The sequence below is a fragment of the Streptomyces sp. NBC_00568 genome, from assembly GCF_026341855.1.
In the GTDB taxonomy this organism is placed as follows: Bacteria; Actinomycetota; Actinomycetes; order Streptomycetales; family Streptomycetaceae; genus Streptomyces.
Window position 1 is genome coordinate 492434 of record NZ_JAPENW010000001.1, and the last position, 17084, is coordinate 509517.

Genomic DNA, 17084 nt, shown 5'->3' on the forward strand with positions numbered 1-17084 from the left:
GCCCTGTCAGCCCAGCTGCCCGGCGAACGCGTCGTACGCCCGTTCGTCGAAGAGCACGAAGCGGACCTCCTCGACATCGGTCTTCGCGGCGCGGACCGTCTCGATCGCGATCCGGGCCGCGTCGTCCATCGGCCAGCCGTAGATGCCCGCGGAGACGGCGGGGAAGGCGACGGTACGGGCACCGAGCTCGTCGGCGACGCGCAGCGACTCGCGGTAGCAGGAAGCCAGCAGCTCGGAGCGGTCCTCCGCCCCGGCGTAGCGGGGGCCCACGGTGTGGATCACCCAGCGCGCGTCGAGTTCGCCGGCGGTCGTGGCGACGGCCCGGCCGGTCGGCAGCCCCTTGCCGTAGTGGCCGGCGCGCAGCTTGCGGCAGTCGGCGAGGACGGCCGGGCCGCCGCGGCGGTGGATGGCCCCGTCGACGCCTCCGCCGCCGAGCAGCGAGGAGTTCGCCGCGTTGACGATGGCGTCGGCGCTCTGCCGGGTGATGTCGCCCTGAACCAGCGTGATCGTGGTCATGACTGTCTCAGCCTCCTCCAGACGGCCTTCGCCGCGTTGTGTCCCGACATGCCGTGCACTCCCGGCCCGGGCGGAGTGGCCGAGGAGCAGAGGAAGACGGCGGGGTGCGGAGTGCTGTACGGGAACAGGGACAGTTTCGGGCGGAACATGAGCTGGATTCCGGAGGCGGCACCGCAGGCGATGTCGCCGCCCACGTAGTTGGCGTTGCGGGCCGCGAGCTCGGGTGGTCCGGCGGTCGCGCGGGCCAGCACACGGTCACGGAAGCCCGGCGCGAACCGCTCCAGCTGGCGCTCGATCGCGTCGGTGAGGTCTCCGGTCCAACCGCTCGGGACATGGCCGTACGCCCAGAAGACCTGTTTGCCCTCGGGGGCGCGGGAGGGGTCCATGACACTCGGCTGCACGGTGATCAGGAAGGGCGCGTCGGGTGCCCTGCCCTCGCGTGAGGCCGCGCGCAGCGCGCTCCCGATCTCCGCTCGGCTCGCCCCGACCTGTACCGTCCCGGCGGCGCGGGCCTCCGCGGCGGTCCAGGGCACGGGTCCGTCCAGCGCGTAGTCGATCTTGAAGACGCCGGCCCCGTAGCGGTAGCCCTCGTAGTAGTTCCCGAATCCCGCGATCCGGGCCAGCGCCGTGGGCGAGGTGTCGAAGACGTACGAGCGGGCGGGCGGCAGATCGTCCAGGCGCTTGACCTCGTAGTCGGTGTGGACGGTGCCGCCGAGGTCCTTGAGATACGCGGTGAGGGCGTCCGAGACGGACTGGGAGCCGCCGCGTGCGACCGGCCAGCCCCGGGCGTGCGCGGCCAGCGCGAAGACCAGGCCCACGGCGCCCGTGGCGACACCCTCCAGCGGAGCGATGACGTGCGCCACCAGGCCGGCGAACAGCGTCTTGGCCCGCTCGTCGCGGAAGCGGCGCATCAGCCAGGTCGACGGCGGCAGTCCGGCCAGACCGAAGCGGGCGAGGGTGACGGGGTCCCGGGGCAGCGCGGTCAGCGGCAGCGACATGAAGTCGTGCGCCAGGGTGTCCCACTTGCTCAGGAACGGCGCGACGAGCCTGCGGTACGCGCCCGCGTCGCGCGGGCCGAACGAGGCGGCCGTCTCGGCGACGGACCGCGAGAGCACCGCCGCCGAGCCGTCGAGGAACGGATGCGCCATGGGGAGCTCGGCGTGCAGCCACTCCAGGCCGTACCGCTCCAGGGGCATCGCACGGAACGCGGGTGAGTTGATTCCCAGCGGATGCGCCGCCGAACACGGGTCGTGCCGGAAACCGGGCAGGGTCAGCTCTTCGGTGCGCGCTCCCCCGCCCACCGTGTCGCGTGCCTCGAACACGGCCACGGAGAAGCCCCGGCGGGCCAGCTCCACGGCAGCCGTCAGTCCGTTCGGCCCCGCACCCACCACGACGGTATCGAGCATCGACGGCACCTTCGGACTCCTTTGTCAGCCGACGGCCACTGAGGATCAGGATATGCCGGGGCACCGACAGCCTTGACGGCGCGGGGCGTTGGACGGCGATGCCGCGGACCCGCGCGCCGGCCTCCGGACGGGAACCGGGACCCCCGCGTGGGCCGCGGAAACCCCCCTCAGGCCCCGGCCTCCACCTGCTCGGGCCGCGCCGCCAGCAGGGCCACCACCCGGCGGGCCGTGGCCTCGTCCCGGGCGGCCGTGAACGGCAGCGCGTTGCCTCCCGTGACACGGAAGGGCTCACCCCGGAGCGTCAGATGGGCGCCGCCCGCCTCCTCGACCAGCAGCAGGCCCGCCGCGTGATCCCAGGCCGCCTCCCAGCTGAATGCCGTGGCATCCAGCTCGCCGCGTGCGACGGCCAGATATTCCAGGCCGGCCGAGCCGCACGCGCGCGGGACGACGCCCTCGACGCGCAGGCCGAGGAGCGCGCGCTTCTGCTCGTCCGTGGTGTAGTCCGGGTGGGAGGTCGCGATGTCGAGGTCACGGCCGGGCTCGGGCGAACCGGAGCGCAGGGGCACGCCGTCGAGAACGGCGCCCCGGCCCCGTATCGCGGTGGCGAACTCGTCGCGCGCGGGCGCGTACGTCCACGAGGCGTGCACCACCCCGTCCAGTACGAGCGCGACCAGCGTGCAGAACCCGGAGTCGCCGTGCACGAACTGCCGGGTGCCGTCGACGGGGTCGACGATCCAGACCGGCGCCGTCCCGCGGATCGCCTCGTAGGTCGCCGGGTCTGCGTGCACCGCCTCCTCGCCGACCACGACCGAGCCGGGCAGCAGCGCGGTGAGGGCCTCGGTGAGGTACTTCTCGGCCAGGCGGTCGGCGTCCGTCACCAGGTCGTGCGGGCCGGACTTCTGGTCGATCTCGTGCGCGGAGAGCTGCCGGAACCGGGGCATGATCTCGGCGGCGGCCGCCCTGCGGATGGCGTCCTCCACGTCGGACGCGCGGTGCGCGAGAAACTCGTCGATGGTTTCGATGTCTTCGATCATGGCTCCATGACAGCACGCGCCACTGACAATCCCCACCCCTCCGGGGTACTGCGGGTGGAATCACCATGAATTCCCGGGGCTGTCGATCACCGACGACGGCCCGCGCCCACGAGCGGCGGGGAAGGGATCACGGTCACCGGGAGGGTCACAGGTGCCGCGAAGGGTCACAGGCGCCGGGAAGGGATCGCGCGGACCGCTCGGCACCGGTGCCGCCGATGCCGGGCCGAGCCTCACCGTCCGACCGCGTACCCCTGCATCCCGCGCGGATTGGCCCCCGCCGACAGCACGCCCGTCGCGGGATTCCGGGCGACCGCGCACAGCCGCCCCTCGGACCAGGCCTCGGCGACCGTGACGTCGTGGCCCCGGCGGCGCAGTTCCTCGACCACCGCCTCGTCCGTACGGGACTCGACGGTGAGGCTGCCGGGACGCATGCCGCGCGGGTAGAAGGAGCTGGGGAAGCTGTCGGTGTGCCAGTTCGGGGCGTCGATCGCGCCCTGGAGGTCGAGTCCGCCACGCACCCGCGGGCGCAGCGCCACGGACAGGAAGAAGTGCGTCTGCCACTGGTCCTGCTGGTCGCCGCCGGGGGTGCCGAACGCCATGACCGGCACACCGTCCCGCAGCGCGATGGACGGCGTCAGCGTGGTGCGCGGGCGGCGGCCCGGGGTCAGGGAATTGGGCAGCCCCTCCTCCAGCCAGGCCATCTGGAGCCGGGTGCCGAGCGGGAAGCCCAGTTCCGGGACGACCGGGTTGGACTGGAGCCAGCCGCCGCTGGGGGTGGCGGCGACCATGTTGCCCCAGCGGTCGACGACGTCCAGGTGGCAGGTGTCGCCCCGGGTGCCGCCGTCCGCCGCCACCTCGGGTTCCGCGGTCGCCCGGGCCACGGTGGGTTCACCGGCGCCCGGTACGGCGAGCGCGTCGAAGCCGGGCTCCCCGGCGGCCGCCACGCGCGCGTGCCCGCTCATCCGCGGCTCGCGGCCGCCCGGGCCGCCGGGGCGCAGTTCGTACGACGCCTTGTCCCCGACGAGCGCCCGCCGGGCGGTGTTGTAGGGCTCCGACAGCAGGTCGTCGAGCGGTACCTCGGCCGCGTCCCCGTACCAGGCCTCGCGGTCGGCCATGGCGAGCTTGCAGCCCTCGACGAGCAGGTGGACGTACTCGGCGGAACCGTGGCGGGGCAGTTCGGGCGGGAGCAGCGCCAGTTGCTGGAGGAGGACCGGGCCCTGGCTCCAGGGGCCCGCCTTGCACAGGGTCCAGCCCCGCCAGTCGTACGTCGCCGGCGCCTCGTAGGTGGCGGTCCAGCCGGCCAGGTCGGCGGCCGTCAGGGTGCCGGTGTGGCGCTCCCCGCTGGTGTCCATGGTGGGCCGCCCGGCCTGCCGGACCAGGGCCTCGGCGATGAAGCCGGAGCGCCACACCTCCCGTGCCGCGTCGATCTCGGCCTCCCGGTCCCCCGCACCGGAGACCTCGCCGAGCAGCCGTCGCCAGGTCGCGGCGAGCGCCGGGTTGCGGAACAGCTCGCCGGGGCGCGGCGGCCTGCCGTCCGGCAGATACACCCGGGCCGAGGAGGTCCACTCCGTCTCGAACAGCGCTCGTACGCTGTCCACGGTCGCGCCGACGCCCTCCACGGGCGCGTGGCCGTCCTCGGCGTACCCGATGGCGTACTTCAGGACGTCGGCGAGCGGCTTGGTGCCGTGGTCGCGCAGCAGCAGCATCCAGGCGTCGAACGCACCCGGCACGGCGGCGGCGAGCGGGCCCGTACCGGGTACGAGATCCAGTCCGAGCCCGCTGTAGTGGGCGATCGTCGCTCCGGCGGGCGCGACGCCCTGCCCGCACAGCACCCGTACTTCACCGCCCGCGGGTGCCAGCAGGATCGGGACCTCGCCGGCGGGTCCGTTGAGGTGGGGTTCGACGACGTGCAGGACGAACGCGGCCGCGACGGCGGCGTCGTAGGCGTTGCCGCCGTCCTCCAGGACGGCCATCGCGGACTGCGAGGCGAGCCAGTGTGTGGAGGACACCATGCCGAAGGTGCCCTGGAGGGTGGGTCGGGTCGTGAACATGCCTACCACCTCGCGGTACGGAGCGATCAACCTCGGTCCCGACTATGACACTTGCCCGCCGACGGACCGCAGGACGGGCGGTACGGGCGGCACAGGCGCTACGGGCGGCACGGGCCCGTCAGTTCACGGGCGTCCACGCCGTCGTGCCCAGGGTGTTCTCCGGACCGATGTCGAGCGGGTCCGGCAGCGGCAGGGTGACGACGCCCTGCCCCTTCCGCGGCGCCACGCGCAGATACGTGCCGTCCTCGGCCGCCATCCGCCAGTAGAGGCCCGCCCGGGCGCTCTCGCCCGGCCGGAGCGTGAAGGGCGCGGGGCCGGGATCCTCGGGCGCCATGGGCACCTTGTCCGTCCCGACCACTCTGCGCACGCCGGTGATCGGGGCGCCCTCCGGGCCGAGGACGCCGACGACGTCCGGGTAGCCGTCCACCGCGTACGGCCGCTTGCCGCAGTTGGTGAGGACGAGTGTCATGGCGCGCAGCCCCATGGCCGCGTTGACGGGACCGGTGCCGAGGCGCAGCCCGGACCCCGGGCAGCCGCGGCCCTGCAGGCCCGGCACGCTGCCCGACGGGGAGGGCACCGGCACGGACGTCGGGAGCTCGGGCGGTTCGATGCGGAGAGGCGCTGACGCGTCGGTCCCGACCGCGCTCGGAAGCGGAGCGGCCGTACGCTCCGGGTCGCGCTCACGGTCGAGCTCGGCGCCCAGCCCGCACCCGCTCGTGACCGTCACCATCAGGCAGGTGAGGACGACCGGGCGAACCCACCTGGCCTTCGCGCGCGGACCGCCGGCCGAGCCGGAGCCGGCCCGTCGCGGACCACCGGCGACGTCACCGCCGTACGGCGGACCCGCGGCACCCGCCTCCGCGCCGGACTTCTTCGGGCGTGTCGCGATCATCGGCAGATCATGGCACGGGCGCCCGGCGGACGGACTCACTCCGCCTGACCTCGTGCCGTCACCAGGCCCGACTCGTAGGCGAAGACGACCAGTTGGGCCCGGTCGCGGGCGGCGAGCTTGGTCATGGCGCGGCTGATGTGGGTCTTGGCCGTGAGAGGGCTGATGACCATGTGCGCGGCGATCTCCTCGTTGCTCAGGCCGCGCGCGGCGAGCGCGGTGACCTCGCGTTCGCGGCGCGTGAGGCCCTCGAGGCCCGGCGCCGTGGCCCGGTCGGGAGGCCGGGCCACGAACTCCCCGATCAGGGTGCGGGTCACCGAGGGCGACAGCAGCGCCTCCCCGCGCGCGACGACCCCTATGGCCTGGAGCAGATCGGCGGGCTCGGTGTCCTTGAGGAGGAAGCCGCTCGCCCCGGCCCGCAGTGCCTCGAAGACGTACTCGTCCAGTCCGTAGTTGGTGAGGATGACGACGCGTACCCCGGAGAGCGCCGGGTCGGCGGCGATGCGGCGGGTCGCCTCGATGCCCGTCATCACGGGCATCTGCACGTCGACCAGGGCGACATCCGGTAGCTCGGCGCGGACCAGGTCCAGCCCCTGTGCCCCGTCGGCCGCCTCGCCCACCACCTCGATGCCCTCCTCCGCGTCCAGCAGCGCGCGGAAACCGGCGCGCATGAGGGCCTGGTCGTCGACGAGGGCGACCCTGATCAGGCGGCCGGCCCCTGCCCCCGCGCCCAAGCCGCTCATCGGGCCTCCTCCGGCAGGCCCAGGGGCAGTTCGGCCCGTACCGAGAAGCCGCCCTCCGCGCGCGGTGCGGCACGCAGGGTGCCGCCGAGGGCGGTGACGCGTTCGCGCATGCCGGTGAGGCCGATGCCCGGGGTGGGCGGCCGGGACTGCCGGGCGATCCCGTCGTCGTGCACGCCTATAGTCAACTCGTCCCGGGTGTAACCGAGTTCGACCGTGACCTTGGCGGGGCCCGCATGCCGCGCCGCGTTGGTCAGGGCCTCCTGGACGATGCGGTACGCGGCGCGGTCCACGGTCGCCGTGAGCGGACGCTCCTCGCCGCTCACCCGCAGATCGACGGCGAGTCCCGCGGCACGGGCCCGCTCCACCAGGAGCGCCGGTGTGCCGGTCGGCTCGTCGGTGCGCAGCACCTCCAGCGTGGCGCGCAGTTCACGCATCGCCTCACCGCCCGCCTCCTGGATGGCGAGCAGCGCGGGCGGCACGTCCTCGCCGCGTTTGCGCGCCAGATGGACGGCGACTCCCGCCTGGAGTTTGACGATCGAGATGCTGTGCGTGAGCGAGTCGTGCAACTCCCTCGCGATACGCAGGCGTTCCTCGCCAGCGCGACGCAACGCCGCCTCTTCGCGGGTGCGTTCGGCCTCCAGGGCGCGCTGTTCGGTCTGACGGAGATAGGCCTGCCAGTTGCGGTCGGCGAGACCTGTGACGAGGGCGCACAGGAACCAGCCGGCGAGCAGCAGGGTCCGCTCCACGACCTCCCGTGTCTCCGGTCCCGTCGTCACGAATCCGGCCAGGAACAGGGCACTCGCCAGAGCCGCGACACCACGGTGGCCGGCTCTGGCGGCCGTGTGCACCGCGCCCAGGACGGGCAGGGCGGACAGGGTGCCGGGGTGGGCGTGCACGACATACCCCGTCGTGGCGGCGGTGGTGATCGCCAGGACGACGCGCGGCGCGCTGCGGTAGGCCGCGAGGGTGAGCGAGCCGAGGGCGATCAGGGCGAAGTCGAGGGCGGTCGTGCCCTCGTCGAACACGGCCGCGGTCACCACGAGGGCGCCGACCACGACCGCGAGGGCCGCGTCGGCCAGACGCCTGCGGACGACCTGGTCGAGCTGCATGTCCGGCACTCTATGCGGCTGTTGCGACCGTCGCGTCAGACCTGTGGATGGATGCCCGGCTACTCCCGCTGGAGTAGCCGGTGCCGGGCACGGGGCCGGCCGGGGTAGCCCGAATCGTCTTCGGCCGTACGACGCCCGCGACCCCTCGTCCGGGCCAGGGTTGCCGACGGCGGCCGATCGCCCGGCAGCCACCCGGTCCACTCAGGAGGCACCCATGGCCCTGTCCCTCTCCACGCCCTTCCGGTACACCACCCCGCCCCCGCGGAAGTCCGTCACGGGCGTGACCGCCGACGTCTACGCCCAGCTCGCCTCGGACTTCGGCATGGAGCGCCCGTCCACCTTCGTCGTCCTGTCCTCCGTCCCCGAACTCCTCACCGCCACCTGGGCGTTGATGCGGGAGTCATTGATCGCCGGCGAAGGTGACCGGACCGGGAAGGAACTCGCCGCGCTCGGGGTGTCGCTGGCCAACCGGTGCCCCTTCTGCGTGGACGCGCACACCATGCTGCTGCACGCCACCGGGGACCATTCCCTCGCCGAGGCGATCGCGCGCGGAGAGACACCCTCCGACGAGGGGCACGCGCGCGTGCTGGCCTGGGGCCGGGCGAGCCGGACCCCCGGGGCTCCGGAGCTGACGCCGTTCCCGTTCCCCGCCGCGCACGCCCCGGCCTACATCGGTACCGCGCTCACCTTCCATTTCATCAACCGGATCGCGTCGGCACTGTTGACCGAGAACCTCCTTCCGGGCAATGCGCAGCGGTTGCGGGCGGTACGGAGTCTGGGCGGGCGTTCGCTGGCCAGGACGGTGCGCCGCCGGCCCGCGCCGGGGGTGGGTCTCACGCTGCTCGACGCACCGGGTCCGGGGCCCGACTGGGCGCGGGGCACCGCCGTCGGCCCCGCCTTCGCCGCCCTGCGTGACGCCGCCACCGCGGGGGGCGGGCTGCTCGACGCGGCGGACCGCTCCCTCGTACGGGAAACGCTCCAGGGGTGGGACGGCTCGCACCCGTCGCTCGCGTGGGACGGTCTTCCGGACCGTTCGCGCCCCGGTGCGCGGCTGGCGCTGCTGGCCGCTCTCGCCCCGTACCGCATCACGGACGAGGACGTGACAGCCTGGCGCGATCCCTCCCATTCCGACCGGCATCTGGTGCGACTGGTGGCCTACGGCGCGTTCGCGGCCGTCGACCGCGTCGAGCGGGCGCTCCCGGCCCGCGTCGCCAAGAAGCCGTCGTAAGTCGCCGCGACCACCGCGAGGCCGGCGCAGCGAGGGTCGATCAACAAGCGCCGCACAAAGCAGACATTTCGCGCCAGCATCGGTCAAGCGTCGCCAAGGTGAGTCACTGTCACCACACGGGCACGGAGCGAGTTGGCCCTTCCGCGTCACAGCGTCTCGTGTGACACTGGCGTCCCGTCCGCAGTGCGGGCCTCCTCCGCACCATCCCCCACGAGAAGTGCGTTTTGGGTTCTCTTCCTCTGCCGCTCGCGCTCGCCGCGCGCCTGCTACCGGTCGCTCTGCTCGCCTCCGCGGGCTGGGCCCTGGCGGCCGGCCCGTCCGCAGCGACCCCCTCCGCCGAGCACGAACCGACGCAAAAGAAGACAACCGACTCGGCATCGGCCCCGTCGACCTCCGCGGCCACCAAGACCTACGCCGCGTCGCCCGCCCCCTGTGACGGCGTACCGGACGCGACGATCAAGTCGCTCGTTCCCGGGGCCAAGACAGCCGGCCAGGAGATCGCGTCGACCGACAAAGCGGTGCGCCGCACCTGCTCGTGGAACGCGCTGGAGGGTTTCGACTACCGCTGGCTCGACGTCTCCTACGAGATCAAGGCTTCGGACGCCGCGGCGGAGAAGGCCTACAAGGACCGCCTCGCGGACAAGAGCGGCGGCGGGGCGGTGCCCGGTCTCGGCGACTCCGCCTACTCCGTCGTCAATCTCAGCACCGAGGACAAGCAGCAGACCCGCGAAGGCGTGGTGATCGTCCAGGCGTCCAACGCCCTGGTGGTCATCACGTACAACGGCAGCGACTTCGAGACCAAGAAGGCGCCCGGCACCAGCGAGATCAACAAGGGTGCCATCAAGGCGGCCAAGGAGGCGACGGCGGCGCTGGAGGACGGCCAGAAGAGCTGACCGTCCTCCGGTCCCGCTGTCAGACCGCGGCCCTGTCCTTCCCGCGGAGCACCATCAGCGCCAGGTACAGTGCCATCGACGTGCCGAGCCCGACCGCCCAGCCGTAGTCGGCGAGCGACTCCAGTGCCGGGACGGGCCGCCCGTCGATCAGCGGATGGAAGTCCGCGCCGCCGACGGCCAGGACGCCGCCGGTGACGAACGCGACCACGGCCCGCCAGTTCCAGCCGCCGTCGTACCAGTAGCGGCCACCCGTGCGATACAGGTCGGCGAGGTCGAGCTTGGTGCGGCGCAGGATCCAGTAGTCGGCGATGAGGATGCCGGCGACCGTGCCGAGCAGACCGCCGACCAGTCCGAGCCAGGTGAAGATGTAGCCCTGCGGGTCGGAGTACAGCTTCCACGGGAAGATCAGCACGCCGAGGACGCAGGTGGCGAGCGCGCCGGTACGGAAGTTGATCTTCCGGGGCGCGATGTTGGAGAAGTCGAAGGCCGGGGAGACCAGATTGGCCGCGATGTTCACGGACAGTGTCGCGATCAGCACGGTGACCAGCGCGAAGAGGATGCCGACGACGTTGTCCGCCTTGGCGGCCAGCTGGACCGGGTCCCAGATGGCCTCGCCGTACACCGCCTGCGAACCCGAGGTGACCATGACGGACAGGAAGGCGAAGAGCGTCATGGTGGTGGGCAGGCCGAGCGCCTGACCCCAGGTCTGCGCCTTCTGGCTCCTGCCGTACCGGGTGAAGTCCGGGATGTTCAGCGACAGGGTGGACCAGAAGCCGATCATGCCCATCAGCGAGGGCCAGAACAGCTTCCAGAAGTCCCCGCCCCAGCCGAGCTTCGACGGCTGGTCGAGCAGCGGCCCGAAGCCGCCGGCCTTGCTGCTCATCCACCACAGCATCACGCCGGCGCCGACGAGGACGAAGGGTGCCGCCCAGTTCTCGAACCGGCGGATGGTCTCCATCCCCCGGTAGATGATGGCGACTTGGAGCGCCCAGAAGATCGCGAACGACAGCCACATGGTCCAGGCGTGGCCGCCGACCTGCGAGGCGTTCCTCCAGCCGTCGCCGAAGAGTTTGCCCGCGAGGAAGTAGATCGCCTCGCCGCCGATCCAGGTCTGGATGCCGAACCAGCCGCACGCCACCAACGCCCGTACGACAGCGGGGAGGTTGGCCCCGCGGACCCCGAAGGAGGCGCGGGCGAAGACCGGGAAGGGTATGCCGTACTTCGGCCCCGCGTGCCCGGTGAGCAGCATCGGGACCAGCACGATCAGGTTGGCGAGCGCGATGGTGAGGACGGCCTGTTTCCAGTCCATGCCGACGGCTATGAGACCCGAAGCCAGCGTCCAGGAAGCGGTGTTGTGGGCCATGCCGACCCAGAGGGCCGAGAAGTTGTACGTGGTCCAGGTGCGCTTCTCGACCGGAACCGGCAGCAGGTCTTCGTTGGCGTAGGGACCGCTCGGCGCGGGCGCGTCGGGCGCGATCTCCACCCGGCCGTCGGGGAGGGTGACTTGTCGGGCGGGCGGGCTGTCCGGGGGGACGGTTTCTGTCATGAGCAGGCCAATCAATGAGGAGTGACGGGAAAGGCCGTGCGGGACATCCTGGGGGGTGCGCGGGGAGCGCCCTGGTCCCCTTCCCGGGACGGCGGGAAGGGGAGAACTGGGGGACCTTCAGCTACTGGCCGTTGACACCCGGGATGACCTGCGTCCCGTACGCGTCGATGGTGGCCTCCTGCGCGTCGTGCATGTCGTAGACCGCGAACTGGTCGACGCCCAGCTCGCGCAGCGCGTTCAGCTTCTCGATGTGCCGCTCGGCCGTGCCGATCAGGCAGAACCGGTCGACGATCTCGTCGGGCACGAACGCGGTGTCGGGGTTGTCGGCGCGTCCGTGGTGCGAGTAGTCGTAGCCCTCACGGGCCTTGATGTACTCGGTGAGTTCGTCGGGTACGGCGGCCGAGTGCTCGCCGTACTTGGAGACCAGGTCGGCGACGTGGTTGCCGACCATGCCGCCGAACCAGCGGCACTGCTCGCGCGCGTGGGCGAGCGCCTCGGGCGAGTCGTCCTCGGTGATGTACGCGGGCGCCGCCACGCAGATCTTCACCTCGGAGGGGTCGCGCCCGGCCTCGGCCGCCGCGTCCTTGACGGCCTTGACCATGTATTCCGTCAGGTAGAGGTCGGCGAGCTGGAGGATGAAGCCGTCGGCCTCCTCGCCGGTCATCTTGAGGGCCTTCGGGCCGTACGCGGCCATCCAGACCGGCAGTTCGGCACCCGGCTTGACCCACGGGAACTTGATGACCGTGCCGCCGAGGTCGGCCTCGTCGCCCCGGCCGAGGGCGCGGATGACCTTCATCGCACCGCTTATCCGGGCGAGCGTGTTGGGCTTGCGTCCGGCGACGCGCATCGCCGAGTCGCCGCGCCCGATCCCGCACACCGTGCGGTTGCCGTACATGTCGTTGAGCGTCGCGAAGGTGGAGGCGGTGACCTCCCAGGTGCGGGTGCCCGGGTTGGTGACCATCGGGCCGACCGTCAGCTTCTCGGTGTTGGCGAGAATCTGGCTGTAGATCACGAAGGGTTCCTGCCACAGCACGGCCGAGTCGAAGGTCCAGCCGTACGTGAAGCCGTTGGCCTCGGCCCGCTTCATCAGCTCGATGACGCGGGAGGCCGGGGGGTCTGTCTGCAGGACGAGTCCGAAGTCCATGGCGCCGCTCCTGGTCGCTCAGAGAAGGTACTGACAGGTGGATCGGGGGGTGTAGACGCCGTGGCCCGCGCGTCCGGTGAACTCCCGTTCGGTGATGACCGGTTCGCCGCGTGAGAGCACGGTCTCGACCCGTCCGGTGACCCGCTTGCCCTCGTACGCCGAGTAGTCGACGTTCATGTGGTGGGTCTCGACCGACATGATCTGCTCGGCGTGCGGGTCGTAGATGACGACGTCGGCGTCGGCGCCGGGCGCGATGGTGCCCTTCTTGGGGTACAGGCCGAACATCCGGGCCGGGGTGGCGCAGGCGATCTCGATCCAGCGGCGCCGCGAGATGTGTCCGTCGACGACGGCCTGGTGCAGCAGGTCCATGCGGTTCTCGACGCCGGGAAGGCCGTTGGGGATCTTGGAGAAGTCGCCGCGGCCGAGTTCCTTCTGCCCCACGAAGCAGAACGGGCAGTGGTCGGTCGACACGACCTGGAGGTCGTTGGTGCGCAGGCCGCGCCACAGGGCCGCCTGGTGCTCCTTGGGCCGAAGGGGCGTACTGCACACGTACTTCGATCCCTCGAAGTCCGGTTCAGCGAGGTTGTCGGTCGACAGGAACAGGTACTGGGGGCAGGTCTCGCCGAAGACGTTCAGGCCTTCGTCGCGGGCGCGGGCCAGTTCGGCGACCGCCTCCGTCGCCGAGACGTGCACGACGTAGAGCGGGGCGCCCGCGACCTGGGCGAGCTTGATGGCCCGGTGGGTGGCCTCGGCCTCCAGGAGCGCCTTGCGCACCTCTCCGTGGTAGCGCGGGTCGGTCTCGCCGCGGGCCAGCGCCTGTTCGACGAGTACGTCGATCGCGATGCCGTTCTCGGCGTGCATCATGATCAGGCCGCCGTTCTCGGCGGAGCGCTGCATGGCGCGCAGGATCTGGCCGTCGTCGCTGTAGAAGACGCCCGGGTAGGCCATGAACTGCTTGAAGGAGGTGACACCCTCCTCGACCAGCAGGTCCATCTCCTTGAGCGTCTCCTGGTTGACGTCGGAGACGATCATATGGAAGGCGTAGTCGATGGCGCAGTTGCCGTCGGCCTTGGCGTTCCAGGCGTCGAGGCCCTCGCGCAGGGAGTGGCCCACGCTCTGGACGGCGAAGTCGATGATGGTGGTGGTGCCGCCCCAGGCGGCGGCCCGGGTGCCGGTCTCGAAGGTGTCGGAGGCGAAGGTGCCGCCGAAGGGCAGCTCCATGTGGGTGTGGGCGTCGACGCCGCCCGGGATGACGTATTTGCCGGTGGCGTCGATGGTGCGCTCGGCCGTCCACGACTCGGCCGCGGGCGTTCCCGTCGCGGCGAGGGCGGCGATCCGGCCGTCCTCGATCAGGACGTCGGCGTGGATCTCGTCGGACGCGGTGATGACGAGACCACCACGGATGACGGTACGGCTCATGCTCCCTCTCCTTCCGGTCGTGCGTGCACTGAGGGGACTCCGAGGTTGTCAGGGGCTGGGGTCAACGCTGTTTCCTGGCGAGGAAGCTCGTGGGGCGGTTCACGGGCGGAGCCGTGCCGACCGCCGTGCCGCGGGTCCGGCCGGTTCCGGGCGCCGCCGTCCGGCGCCCGGAACCGGTCCGGGCCCGCGGCACGAGCTGTCCCTACGGCGCGGTCAGCGGCCCGTAGGCCCCCGGGGCGCGGTCGCGGTAGAACTGCCACCGGTCGCGGACCTCGCGGAGTTTGGCCATGTCCAGGTCGCGGACGACGAGTTCGCTCTCCTTGTCGCTCGCCACCTCGCCGACGAACTGGGCCTCGGGGTCCACGAAGTACGAGGTCCCGTAGAAGTCGTTGTCGCCGTACTCCTCGACACCCACCCGGTTGATCGCGCCCACGAAGTACTCGTTGGCGACCGCCGCGGCCGGCTGCTCCAGCTGCCAGAGGTAGCCGGACAGACCGCGTGAGGTGGCCGAGGGGTTGAAGACGATCTCGGCACCCGCGAGGCCGAGGGCACGCCAGCCTTCCGGGAAGTGCCGGTCGTAGCAGATGTAGACGCCGATCCGGCCGACGGCCGTGTCGAAGACGGGCCAGCCGGAGTTTCCGGGCCGGAAGTAGAACTTCTCCCAGAATCCAGGGACTTGGGGAATGTGGGTCTTGCGGTACTTGCCCAGGTAGGAACCGTCGGCGTCGATCACGGCCGCGGTGTTGTAGAGGACGCCGGGCTGTTCCTCCTCGTACATCGGCAGGACGAGGACGAGGCCCAGTTCCTTCGCCAGCGCCTGGAAGCGCCGGACGATCGGCCCTTCGGGGATCTGCTCGGCGTACGCGTAGAACTCTTTGTCCTGGACCTGGCAGAAGTAGGGTCCGTAGAACAGCTCCTGGAAGCACAGGACCTGTGCGCCCTGCGCGGCCGCGTCGCGAGCCGCCTGCTCGTGGACCTGGATCATCGATTCCTTGTCGCCGGTCCATGCGGTCTGGAAGACGGCGGCGCGGATCACTCTGCTCATCGGGACCTCCGGTCGCTCGGTGTGCTGGGGCGGGCGCCGGAGATCGCGTCGTCCGCCCGGAGGGCGGGCCCTGCGGCGTCCGGTGCGTGCTCTCGGCGTGCCGGGCGCAGGTCCTCGTACTGGATGTACTTGGGCCTGCGTCCGGGGCGGCGAGAGTGCGTGCCGGGCGTCGCGGGGCAGACGCGAACTCCGGCGCCCGCCCCAGGAGCCTAGAAAGCCCGGACCGGGTCTTTGAGTTGCACCGTGTCACGTCTGAAGTGCTGTGCCGTTCCACGGTGTCACCTCCGCGTGGTCCCGTGTTTCACCTGAGTCGTCGTGTGTTTCACCGCTGTTGCGCACCGAGGTGTCACCGGTGCCGTGCACCGGGATTCCCGTCGGTGCACAGGGGGCCTCACCGTTGTCGTGCATGGAGCTCACCGTTGTTGTGCGTCGTGCGCGAGAAGGGCGATGTGGACGGAGGCGGCTTGCTCGAAGTCGTCGAGGTCGACGCCGAGGCGCGCCTGTATGGCCTCCAGGCGGCGGTAGAGCGCGGGCCGGCTGACGTGGTGGAGCTGGGCGGTGCGCGACTTGTTCCGGCCGGTGGCGAGGTAGGTCCGCAGGACGGGCAGCAGTTGCGGGTCCGCCCGCGCGCCGCAGAGCAGCCCGTCGAGTTCCCGTTCCGCGAAGGACTGGACGTGCGGGTCGTCCCGGAGGAGCCGGACGAGGCCGCGCAGATGGACGTCGCGCAGCCGCACCAGCGCCGGCCGGTCCTGGTCGGCGGGGGTGTCGGCGGCGGCCTCGGCGACGTGGAGGGCCTCGCGGAGTCCGGCGGGGACGTCGTCCCAGGCGGTACGGGGTCCGGCCGCCGCCACGGTGGCGGGGACTCCGGTCTCGTGCCGCAGCCGCACGGCGAAGTGCGCGGCCAGGGCGTCCGCGTCCTGGTCACGGGCGAGGCTGAGCAGCAGGGCGGTGGCTCCGTCGGACAGCTCGGCGACGAGCCCCGGGAGCCCCAGCAGCCTGAGTACGCGGTCGAGTTGGGCGGGATCTCCGTCGCGTACCACCAGGGGGACGAAGGTGCGGCGGTTCACGGGCAGGCCGGCGGCCCGCGCCCGGGGAAGGAGCTGGCGGGCCGGTACGACACCGCTCACCAGGTCGGTCAGCAGGCTCTGCGCGGACTCCTCCTCCCAGGTGTGGACGGAGCCGCCGAGCATGCGGTGCAGGACCAGCGCCTCGGCGGCACGGTCGGCGAGCAGCCGCCCGGTTCCCGCGTCGCCCCGGTGGCCGCACAGCACGATGCGGCCCCATCTCTCCCCCCGTCCGCCCAGTTCGGCGCGGATCCAGCCGTCGCCCTCGCTGCCGCCCGCCTGCCGGGCGATGCGGTCCCAGTCGCGCAGGACGTCGTCCACGGCGGAGCGTTCGCCGGCGGTGGCGAGGACCCGGTGGGCGAGGTTGGTGACGACGACGGGGCAGGCGGCGTGCACGGCGATCTCGTCGAGCATGCTCTGGAGCGGGGCACCGGTGGTGATGAGTCCGGTGAGCGCGGTCCGCACGGCCTCGGAGAGGCTCACGGCGGCGAACTTGCTCCGCACCAGCCGGGACTGCACCTCCTCCGTCAACTCGGCGAAGGGGAAGGGCCGGTGGAGCACGACCATCGGCAGTCCGCAGCGTTCGGCGGCCCGGCGCATCACGTCCGGGGGCGCGGGGAAGGCCCGGCCGAGTCCGAGGACGACGGCGGCGGCCTCGGCGCGGTGGAGCGAGCGGATGTACTCGGCCTGGGCGTCGGGGTCGCCCGCGAGCAACACCCCTGTGGTGAGGACCATTTCGCCGCCGCTGAGCATGACGCCCACGTCGGCGGCCTCGGCGACGTGCACCCAGCGGACGGACCGGTCGAGGTGGCCGGCGCCGGCCACCACCTCGGGTTCTCCGGCGAGCACCCGGTCCAAGGCGAGGACCTGGCGTACCGAAAGAGCGGGTTCCAAGGCGGTGGTCATGGCGGCGTTCCCCTTTTTCTGTGGCTCGGTTCGCCTCCGGAGGCTGCGGCCGGTGCCGAGGACTCGACGCGTGCTCAGCCCTTCGGGTCTT

The 17084-nt window shown here is 71.9% G+C and carries 14 protein-coding genes; 2 read left to right on the forward strand and 12 right to left on the reverse strand.

The window, feature by feature from the left end; genetic code table 11:
• Window positions 1-6 precede the first annotated feature (6 nt).
• The 7 genes from OOK38_RS02145 to OOK38_RS02175 form a co-directional block, all read right to left on the reverse strand.
• Window positions 7-516 (reverse strand): O-acetyl-ADP-ribose deacetylase, encoded by a 510-nt coding sequence (locus OOK38_RS02145; RefSeq protein WP_266763788.1) that lies wholly within the window; start codon window positions 514-516, stop codon window positions 7-9.
• Window positions 513-1922 carry an NAD(P)/FAD-dependent oxidoreductase gene (locus tag OOK38_RS02150; RefSeq protein WP_266848064.1) on the reverse strand — a complete coding sequence of 470 codons (1410 nt, stop codon included), beginning with the start codon at window positions 1920-1922 and terminating at the stop codon, window positions 513-515. Before OOK38_RS02150 ends, OOK38_RS02145 begins: the two co-directional genes overlap by 4 nt.
• A 167-nt stretch (window positions 1923-2089) precedes the next feature.
• Window positions 2090-2956, reverse strand: a complete 867-nt coding sequence (locus tag OOK38_RS02155) for an inositol monophosphatase family protein (RefSeq protein WP_266763786.1) — start codon at window positions 2954-2956, stop codon at window positions 2090-2092.
• Between the two features lie 230 nt (window positions 2957-3186).
• On the reverse strand, window positions 3187-5007 hold the full coding sequence (locus tag OOK38_RS02160; RefSeq protein WP_266848066.1) for a gamma-glutamyltransferase family protein: 1821 nt from the start codon (window positions 5005-5007) through the stop codon (window positions 3187-3189).
• 118 nt (window positions 5008-5125) lie between these two features.
• Window positions 5126-5899 (reverse strand): DUF4232 domain-containing protein, encoded by a 774-nt coding sequence (locus tag OOK38_RS02165; protein WP_266763784.1) that lies wholly within the window; start codon window positions 5897-5899, stop codon window positions 5126-5128.
• 35 nt (window positions 5900-5934) lie between these two features.
• Complete coding sequence (locus OOK38_RS02170) at window positions 5935-6639, reverse strand: response regulator transcription factor (RefSeq protein ID WP_266848068.1); 705 nt, start codon at window positions 6637-6639, stop codon at window positions 5935-5937.
• A complete protein-coding gene (locus OOK38_RS02175) occupies window positions 6636-7748 on the reverse strand; it encodes a sensor histidine kinase (protein WP_266848070.1) in 1113 nt (370 codons plus the stop codon). The genes OOK38_RS02170 and OOK38_RS02175 overlap by 4 nt, the downstream gene beginning before the upstream one ends.
• Window positions 7749-7962: 214 nt before the next feature.
• Here OOK38_RS02175 and OOK38_RS02180 point away from each other — a divergent pair, with 214 nt between their 5' ends.
• Window positions 7963-8976, forward strand: a complete 1014-nt coding sequence (locus tag OOK38_RS02180) for a carboxymuconolactone decarboxylase family protein (RefSeq protein WP_266763783.1) — start codon at window positions 7963-7965, stop codon at window positions 8974-8976.
• 224 nt (window positions 8977-9200) lie between these two features.
• Entirely contained in the window at window positions 9201-9869 is a 669-nt protein-coding gene (locus tag OOK38_RS02185; RefSeq protein ID WP_266763782.1) for a hypothetical protein, read from the forward strand.
• Between the two features lie 19 nt (window positions 9870-9888).
• On the opposite strand, the gene OOK38_RS02190 is transcribed toward OOK38_RS02185, so the two are convergent.
• From OOK38_RS02190 to OOK38_RS02210, 5 genes are all read right to left on the reverse strand, one after another.
• Window positions 9889-11415, reverse strand: a complete 1527-nt coding sequence (locus OOK38_RS02190; RefSeq protein WP_266763781.1) for an NCS1 family nucleobase:cation symporter-1 — start codon at window positions 11413-11415, stop codon at window positions 9889-9891.
• Between the two features lie 121 nt (window positions 11416-11536).
• Entirely contained in the window at window positions 11537-12559 is a 1023-nt protein-coding gene (locus tag OOK38_RS02195; RefSeq protein WP_266763780.1) for a TIGR03842 family LLM class F420-dependent oxidoreductase, read from the reverse strand.
• 18 nt (window positions 12560-12577) lie between these two features.
• A complete protein-coding gene (hydA, locus tag OOK38_RS02200) occupies window positions 12578-13978 on the reverse strand; it encodes a dihydropyrimidinase (RefSeq protein WP_266763779.1) in 1401 nt (466 codons plus the stop codon).
• A 202-nt stretch (window positions 13979-14180) separates the two neighbouring features.
• Window positions 14181-15023: a nitrilase-related carbon-nitrogen hydrolase gene (locus OOK38_RS02205; protein WP_266763778.1), complete on the reverse strand. Its 843-nt coding sequence runs from the start codon at window positions 15021-15023 to the stop codon at window positions 14181-14183.
• 413 nt (window positions 15024-15436) lie between these two features.
• Window positions 15437-16993, reverse strand: coding sequence for a PucR family transcriptional regulator ligand-binding domain-containing protein (locus OOK38_RS02210; RefSeq protein WP_266763777.1), 1557 nt, complete (start codon window positions 16991-16993; stop codon window positions 15437-15439).
• Between the last annotated feature and the right edge of the window lie 91 nt (window positions 16994-17084).

Coding starts and splice junctions, on each gene's coding strand:
- OOK38_RS02210 (WP_266763777.1), bottom strand. CDS start 16,993: ATGACCACCGCCTTGGAACCCGCTCTTTCGGTACGCCAGGTCCTCGCC.
- OOK38_RS02180 (WP_266763783.1), top strand. CDS start 7,963: ATGGCCCTGTCCCTCTCCACGCCCTTCCGGTACACCACCCCGCCCCCG.
- OOK38_RS02195 (WP_266763780.1), bottom strand. CDS start 12,559: ATGGACTTCGGACTCGTCCTGCAGACAGACCCCCCGGCCTCCCGCGTC.
- OOK38_RS02205 (WP_266763778.1), bottom strand. CDS start 15,023: ATGAGCAGAGTGATCCGCGCCGCCGTCTTCCAGACCGCATGGACCGGC.
- OOK38_RS02175 (WP_266848070.1), bottom strand. CDS start 7,748: ATGCAGCTCGACCAGGTCGTCCGCAGGCGTCTGGCCGACGCGGCCCTC.
- hydA (WP_266763779.1), bottom strand. CDS start 13,978: ATGAGCCGTACCGTCATCCGTGGTGGTCTCGTCATCACCGCGTCCGAC.
- OOK38_RS02155 (WP_266763786.1), bottom strand. CDS start 2,956: ATGATCGAAGACATCGAAACCATCGACGAGTTTCTCGCGCACCGCGCG.
- OOK38_RS02150 (WP_266848064.1), bottom strand. CDS start 1,922: ATGCTCGATACCGTCGTGGTGGGTGCGGGGCCGAACGGACTGACGGCT.
- OOK38_RS02170 (WP_266848068.1), bottom strand. CDS start 6,639: ATGAGCGGCTTGGGCGCGGGGGCAGGGGCCGGCCGCCTGATCAGGGTC.
- OOK38_RS02160 (WP_266848066.1), bottom strand. CDS start 5,007: ATGTTCACGACCCGACCCACCCTCCAGGGCACCTTCGGCATGGTGTCC.
- OOK38_RS02145 (WP_266763788.1), bottom strand. CDS start 516: ATGACCACGATCACGCTGGTTCAGGGCGACATCACCCGGCAGAGCGCC.
- OOK38_RS02165 (WP_266763784.1), bottom strand. CDS start 5,899: ATGATCGCGACACGCCCGAAGAAGTCCGGCGCGGAGGCGGGTGCCGCG.
- OOK38_RS02190 (WP_266763781.1), bottom strand. CDS start 11,415: ATGACAGAAACCGTCCCCCCGGACAGCCCGCCCGCCCGACAAGTCACC.